Annotated in this window: 6 protein-coding genes and 1 other RNA gene; 5 read left to right on the top strand and 2 right to left on the bottom strand. The window is 26.4% G+C overall.

Features of this window, described 5'->3' with window-relative positions; genetic code table 11:
- Window positions 1–926: mechanosensitive ion channel domain-containing protein (locus Q0C22_RS05585; RefSeq protein ID WP_291492634.1), on the bottom strand; the 926-nt coding region annotated here is incomplete at its 3' end.
- Window positions 927–1,026: 100 nt separating this feature from the next.
- On the opposite strand from Q0C22_RS05585, the gene Q0C22_RS05580 reads away from it, so the two are divergent.
- Window positions 1,027–1,875 (top strand): tetratricopeptide repeat protein, encoded by an 849-nt coding sequence (locus Q0C22_RS05580; RefSeq protein ID WP_291492631.1) that lies wholly within the window; start codon window positions 1,027–1,029, stop codon window positions 1,873–1,875.
- A 3-nt stretch (window positions 1,876–1,878) separates the two neighbouring features.
- On the opposite strand, the gene ssrA is transcribed toward Q0C22_RS05580, so the two are convergent.
- Window positions 1,879–2,246: a transfer-messenger RNA gene (gene ssrA / locus Q0C22_RS05575) on the bottom strand.
- 238 nt (window positions 2,247–2,484) lie between these two features.
- Here ssrA and Q0C22_RS05570 point away from each other — a divergent pair.
- From Q0C22_RS05570 to Q0C22_RS05555, 4 genes are all read left to right on the top strand, one after another.
- Window positions 2,485–2,703 (top strand): hypothetical protein, encoded by a 219-nt coding sequence (locus tag Q0C22_RS05570; RefSeq protein ID WP_291492629.1) that lies wholly within the window; start codon window positions 2,485–2,487, stop codon window positions 2,701–2,703.
- 36 nt (window positions 2,704–2,739) lie between these two features.
- Window positions 2,740–3,192, top strand: coding sequence for an HU family DNA-binding protein (locus Q0C22_RS05565; RefSeq protein ID WP_291492627.1), 453 nt, complete (start codon window positions 2,740–2,742; stop codon window positions 3,190–3,192).
- A 23-nt stretch (window positions 3,193–3,215) separates the two neighbouring features.
- On the top strand, window positions 3,216–5,864 hold the full coding sequence (locus Q0C22_RS05560) for a DNA-directed DNA polymerase (protein ID WP_291492625.1): 2,649 nt from the start codon (window positions 3,216–3,218) through the stop codon (window positions 5,862–5,864).
- Between the two features lie 37 nt (window positions 5,865–5,901).
- On the top strand, window positions 5,902–6,586 hold a 685-nt coding region (locus tag Q0C22_RS05555), incomplete at its 3' end, for a hypothetical protein (protein WP_291492622.1).

The raw sequence follows: 6,586 nt of genomic DNA, 5'->3' as shown, positions 1-6,586 counted from the left end.
ACCTGCATAGTTTTGTCATTAGCATCAGTAACTTGAATACCACTTGCAAATTTATCCCAAAGTGGAGTACTGTTTAAAATATCATTTAAAGCTTTTCTTAATTTTTCAATGTCTATTGAATAATCTAGATATATATACACTGTTCCCAAAAGTTGTGTACTTGTTTTTGTCCAGTTTTGGAATGATTTTTCAACAAAATAATTGATAGGTATAACCAATCTTCTTAAATCCCAGATTTTCAGTACTACATAAGTTAATGTAATTTCTTCAACTGTTCCCCATTCTCCTTCTACTATCAAAACATCCCCTATTTTAATTGGTTGACTGATTGCAATCTGAATGCCTGCAAATAGCAAATTAAGTGTTTTTTGTGCTGCAAATCCTGCAATTATGCCAATAATGCCTGCAGATGTTAAAATTGTTGAACCCAAGCTTTTTAAAGAACTGAAACTTAAAAAAATTAATGCCAGACAAATTACTGAAATAATAGCCGTGGCAATACTTTTTATAATTTTTAGTTGTGTATTTAATTGTCTTTTGTGGAAATCAGCAATATCTTTTGGTTGTTTTTCGTTTAAAATATATTCTAAAAAAGATATTGTTCTAATTGACAATATACCAAAAAACAGAATATATAAAATTTGAATAGTTTTTGTAATAATATAATCGCTGCTTTCCAATTTAAAATTTATTGCAGAACTAATTATACTAAAAGTCAGAATGCTTATTAGAAACCATGCTGGAAAATAAAAATACCTTTTAATTTCATCACGGATTGGAATTTTTTTTGCGATAAATTTATATATTCTACTTATACCATTATTTAAGATAAAGCCTATAAGGAATGAAAAAATCAATAAACCTAAAATTAATAATTTATCATTTGCTAAAAAAACTATCATTATTTTTAATATAGTATAATTCATTGATTATGTCAACTTTGTAAAAAATTAAATTTTTCTATTGCATTTTAGAAAACTATTAGCTATAAATTTATTTAAAGAAAAATATTTTTGGAGGTTTTAAATGAGAAAATTTATTTTAATAGTTAATGTAATATTCGTAATGCTAGCAGGCAATGCCTATGCTCAGGAAATATCGAATCTGGCCAAATCGATGATATATTTTAGACAGGCTCAAAGCAGTTATGAACAAAACCAATTTCAACAGGCTATTGAAGAATATACAGCAGCTATTAAGGAAAATCCAAATAATTACATGGCATATATAAATAGAGGCATAATTTTTTTTGAGCTTAATAGGTATAATGAGGCATTAAAAAACTTCAAAAAGGCTCAAAACATTGAACCAAACAATCCATATGCTTATTATAATAGTGCAATAGTTTATAATAAGATGGCTTCTACTGAATTAGAAAATGATAATACTTATCTTTACTATAAAAAAGCAAAAGATGAATTAACAAAAGCTATCCAAAATAATCCAAATTTTTATAAAGCTTATATAAATAGAGGTGTAGTAAATTATGAATTGGCTTTTTATCAGGATGCCATTGATGACTTTACAAAAGCAATACAAATAAAACCGCTTAGTTATAAAGCATACTATAACAGGGGAATCGTATATTACACTCTGAAGAACTTAACGGCTGCCGAGTCTGACTTTACAAATGCTATTGAAATTAATCCAGATTATGCAGATGCTTATTTTAATAGAGGTTTAGTTTATAAACAAAAAAACAATGTAAAAAAGGCTTTAGATAATTTTTATAAAGCAGGCATACTATATGCACAAAATTATAAAATAAAAGAAGCATATGAATGTGCAGATTTAATAAAATCAACAGATGAATTTTCTACACTTTTATATGATTTAAAATCAATGATTACTAAAGAAGAAATTTACGGTAGTTAATAATGGTGGAGGTGGCGGGAGTCGAACCCGCGTCCAGTAATGTCTCGTAGCTGGAAACTTTTTACATGCTTAGACCTTTTTTAATTTTAAGACTTCTTTTGGCAAAGGTCAAACCAAAGAAGTCCGATTTTGCGCTTGTTAATCGCTCAATGAGTGCGCAAACGAACTCAATTGAGCGATGCTTGCTTAAAATATTAGGCAGCTTTAATTTAAAGCAAGCGATAAATCAAAGCCACCTAGCTGCGATTGATTAAGCAGCTAAAGCTAAATCAGAGTTTGCGTTTATTTTTTCTTATCTGTTTAACGATCAGATAAGACATCGGCATGATTCCCAACTACTATTACACCCTGTCGAATCCAAATACACCCCCACTTTTGGAGGCACATATAATATAATAATTTTTTAAAATTTGTCAATATCTTAAAATCTTAAATTTTTTATTGACTTTTTATATTCTATGTTCATATTTTTCACCAGCACTATAAACAAAATATTACTATTTAAACGTTTCTAGTTAAAAAACATAGAAATTTTTAAATAGTTTTTCAATCTCATAAAATATTATGTTAGAAATTGTAATAAATGATGAAAACAAGAAATACTACAATATGCTCGTTAATGAGAACATAGAAATAAAGCATGAAAACGACACAACTAAAATATATTTAGAAAACAATGAGAATGTAAGATATACTTTTGTAAATAGTGATGATGAATTTAATATTTCAAAATCGATTTTATATATATTAACATCAAACAATAAAATAAATTTTATACAAGGTTCGGATATTATTTCTATCAAAATAATAAGTAAAGATAATATTTAAATACCTTATTAATTTAATTTCACCTGGGTGGTTGAAATGGTTGAAAAGAAAAACCCAGAAGATCTAGAAGAGGATGAAGAATTCGATGATGAGGACTTTGAAGACGAAGATGATGAAGATTTCGATGAAGACTATGAAGAACCTGAAACACCAGATGATGGCGAAAAAGAAAGCAAAGTCAAAGAGCTTGTAATGAATAGCAAAAAACTCAGGGGATGGAAATTGATAAAATACATATCTTACGTGAATAAAATAACAACAAAAGAAGCAAGAGATTCTTTTAATTTCGTTTTTAATGCAATACAAAAAGCATTAGAAGAAGATAGAAAAGTTTTCACCCCTATTGGTAAAATAGAGTTAGCCAGATTGAAACCAAAAAAGACAAAGGTTGGTTTTACAGGCAAAGAAATAAATTTACCAGAAAGGATTACGGTGAAACTCAGAGTTAACGGAAAATTTAAAAAGCATTTAAATGAATTAAAGAAATAAAAATATTTTTTTAATTTTTTATTATGAAATATTACAATGATGAAATTATAAAATATAATTCGCAAATTTATGAAAAATATGATAGAAATTTAAATTTAGGTTTTTTCAACTTTCCACACGTTATTGTTATTGATTTTGACAAAAATTATTGCAAAGAAAAAATTCAAGCAAATAGTTATGAAGAATATGCTAAATTATATAGAAAATGTGTTATAAATTCATCTAATAAAGAATTGATAGATTTATCAAGTTATTATGTTTCATTTATAAATATTACTAATTTAAATCAAGAAGTAATTTCGATAATAAAAAAGCAAATAGAAATTTTTAATCCAAATTTAGTTATTATTCTTGGCAAGACTGCTAAAAATATATTACTATCCGAAGAAGCAGAGTTTAACAAATTGTATGAAATTGATAATATTTTATATTATCCAATCTTAAATATTTCAAAAGAAGATCGAAATACACTGAATGAAATATGCAAAAAGAAATGCATAATAAAAATTACAAATCAAAAAATATATTATCGTGATATCGATGGAAAAAAGAAATGGTATTCAAATCCTGCACAAAAATATTTCTTTGTTCCTGATAAGAATGGTGAATATATATCTGTTTTTTATGATAAGTTAAAAAAAGTTTACAATAACAATGAAAGCTCAAATACAACTTTTGAAAAGCATCTAACAAAAGCAGACATATTTTTATATGAAAATTTGGATATAAAATATTCCAAACATTATAAATTCTGCACGATTGATATTGAGACAAATTTCTGCAACACTCCATTAAATCCAGAGAAAGAAATAATAGCAATCTCGACCTGTAATTCAATGGGTGATTTATACAATATTTTTGTTTACAATCCAAACAATCAAAAAATTAATTATGAAGAATTTAAAAATATTAAAATTCTAAACTTTACATCTGAAAAAGAAATGATAGAGTCATTTTTCAAAATGCTTTCTGTTATTGATTTTGATATTATTATAGGATGGTTTTCAAATAAATTTGACGTTCCTTATTTATTTTATAGGGCAAAGGTTTTAGGCATAGATTTGAATAAATATTTAGAAAATATTAACATTCTTGAAGACAATATATCTTGCGATTCGTTATATTTCCTTGATGCAAAAGATTATATTCATAATTTTACAAATACGATAATATCAAGTATACCGATATCGATGTCTTTAAATTCTATTTCAGAATTAGTTTTACACGATAAAAAAGAAGATGTAATGCCTTCAGAAATTCCAAGCATTTGGCAAAATAATATTAATTTATTAATAAAATACAATATCAAAGATGTATATTTGACCCACAATATAATAATAACCGTAAGAATTATTGATTATATTACACTTCGTTTGAACATAGTTAATGGGAACCTTGATCGTATTATTCACAATTCAGTAGTAATTGAGATGTTATTGCATAAAAAATATTTTAGCAAGTATAAATTTCCATCAAAATCCAAAAACAATAATAATTTTGAAGAAATTGAAGGCGGCTTAGTATTAAATCCAGTAAAAGGCAGATATAAAAATGTAGTTGTTTATGACTTTTCATCGATGTATCCATCTATCATTATGACTTTTAACATTTCTCCAGAAATGTCAAAAAACATTAGCCATAATCCAGATTTAAATGAAAATATTATTATTGACAATGTAAAATTTTCAACACACACTACAGGAATGTTCCCAGAACTGGAAATTGAATTATTACAGTTAAGAGCAAAGTATAAAGAAGAAATGAAAAAATATGACATAAACGATATTAAATTCAGGTATTACAATGTATTGCAATCTTTAGTAAAACAAGTTGCAAATTCACTCTATGGCGCAACGGGATATAAAAACTTTTTCTTATACAATCCTCTAATTAGCAAATCAATAACCTATATTGGTCGCAATCTTTTATTATATGTAAAGAATTTTGTTGAAAGTCTTGGTTATAAAGTTATTTACGGCGATACAGATTCAATTTTTGTAAAATTCCCTGATAATTTAGATAATAATATTATTAACCTTGCATTAGACATAGAAAAGAAGATAAATTCATCTCTTTACGATTTTGTAAGGAAATATATTAAAGATGAAGAATATATTAAGTCGCATATGAGGTTAAAGGTATCTTTAGGATATATTTTTTCTTCGTTTTTCTTGACCGATGCGAAGAAGAGATATTTTGGTCAAGTAATATATTACGATGGAAAAACAATTAACAAATTTCACACGATGGGTTTTGAAATTAAAAGGCATGATACTCCAATATTTTTTGTCGATATATACTTTAATATTTATAATTACATTCTTGACAATAATATTATCGAGTTAGCAAAATATATTAAATCTCTATACAAGACCATACGCGAAACACCAACTGAAAACTTAACCATCACAATAAAGCTTGCAAAAGATATTGAAGAATATAAAAACAATAACGAATACGTTTCAGCGATTAAAAAATCAAAAAACAAAATAGCAAAAGGCGATTATGTAAGTTTCATTTACACAAAAACTGGTCTGCAGTTATATGAAAAAAATATTAAAAAAGAAAGCATCGATTATGAAAAATATATTACTAAATTCGTTTTAAATAAAATCAAAATTATTGATGAAGATGTTTATAATAATTTATTGCCATTACTAGGTAATTTTTAAATACCTTATCTTTTCTATTTTTTATTGGTGACAAAAAATGAATCAGGAAGAGTTTAAGAAGAAGTTAAGCGAATTGGTGGCAAAAAGCAATGCAGAGCAGAAAACCATAATACAATCCGTCATCAATAATCTTAAATCGACGGGCTTTAGAAATGTGCTTGAAGACTATGACTTTATCTATACATCGATACTAGTGTCTCTGGAATATGGGTTAGAAAAAATTGATGACTTTATACAAACTTCAAAGATGTTCGATGAAAACAGCATAAAGAGCTTGAAAACAGCATATCTAATATATTACAATAAGCTTTTAAACTCTAGTTCAACAAATACAAAAATATATTTACTATCTGTTTTAGACTCATTTTCACAAAAATTGAACAAGCACATTATAAAATTCGTAATTTTCGATGGTCAGCGCATAAATATTCCAATGTTATACATATCTGAGTCAGAACCAGCATTCAAGAAAATCAAGGAATTTATCCCTGAATCCTGGTATGCAACAAACATTATTTTTGATGGTAATAATATAAATCTGCCAGATGAAGTTAAAATAGTAAAATTGAACGAAGAAGCACCAGATATAAAAAATGCTTTAGAAACACAGTTTATGAAATTAAATTCAGAAAACCTATACTCTGCGATTAACAGCAATGATTTTTATTTTGTTGATGCAATCTTAGTCGAAAAATACCGTGAAGCGAAAGATAAAATATTAT

The organism is Desulfurella sp., from assembly GCF_023256235.1.
In the GTDB taxonomy this organism is placed as follows: Bacteria; Campylobacterota_A; Desulfurellia; order Desulfurellales; family Desulfurellaceae; genus Desulfurella.
The sequence above is the reverse complement of the archived record's forward strand: the minus strand, read 5'-3'. Positions and strand labels throughout refer to the sequence as shown.

Coding starts and splice junctions, on each gene's coding strand:
- Q0C22_RS05580 (WP_291492631.1), top strand. CDS start 1,027: ATGAGAAAATTTATTTTAATAGTTAATGTAATATTCGTAATGCTAGCA.
- Q0C22_RS05570 (WP_291492629.1), top strand. CDS start 2,485: ATGCTCGTTAATGAGAACATAGAAATAAAGCATGAAAACGACACAACT.
- Q0C22_RS05565 (WP_291492627.1), top strand. CDS start 2,740: ATGGTTGAAAAGAAAAACCCAGAAGATCTAGAAGAGGATGAAGAATTC.
- Q0C22_RS05560 (WP_291492625.1), top strand. CDS start 3,216: ATGAAATATTACAATGATGAAATTATAAAATATAATTCGCAAATTTAT.